The sequence below is a fragment of the Pseudoramibacter alactolyticus ATCC 23263 genome (assembly GCF_000185505.1).
GTDB classification, from domain to species: Bacteria; Bacillota; Clostridia; order Eubacteriales; family Eubacteriaceae; genus Pseudoramibacter; species Pseudoramibacter alactolyticus.
Genome location: NZ_GL622395.1, coordinates 1 through 513, shown reverse-complemented (window position 1 = coordinate 513; position 513 = coordinate 1). Strand labels below are relative to the sequence as shown.

The following is a 513-nucleotide window of genomic DNA, read 5'->3' as shown; positions in this document are numbered from 1 at the left end:
ACTACCTTCCCGTCTTGATTACCTTCACCTTCCTTGACATATGGCAAAATACCTTTGGGTATTTGATTAATAATATTCTGCAATGCACTTCGCAAATAGGCCCTTCCTTTGTCTTCTAAAGATTTATCAGGGAAATCACGAGCGATATATCTTCCAAGAGCCTCGGCACCTGCACAAAGGTTAAAAAGAGTATTCTCAATAGGACTGTCATTCCACCTAATAGTTGTTAATATAGGGTCAATTGCTCGGGAATATTGATTGCGTATATTTAGCCAACGTTGAACCCCAGACTCTTCAATATCCTGGTATGTAAACATGAATTCTTTATTTTTTACATCAACGATTTCAGCCGTATTCCAATAAGCTGAAACCGCTTTTACCCATTTATTCTTATTATCAAATTCTTTATCCCTATCATGTGACACAGATATCGAGGTGAATTGATGATTACTCCATGAGGAAATCATTAGCAAGTCTCTCACCGCACTATGAATTTTCATCGCTTCATTGAAT

General features: G+C 37.2%; 1 protein-coding gene. It reads right to left on the bottom strand.

Translation table 11 applies throughout. The annotated features are described in order from the left end of the window. Positions 1-513 (bottom strand): hypothetical protein (locus HMPREF0721_RS12190; RefSeq protein WP_040640543.1); only part of this gene is annotated, 513 nt, incomplete at both ends.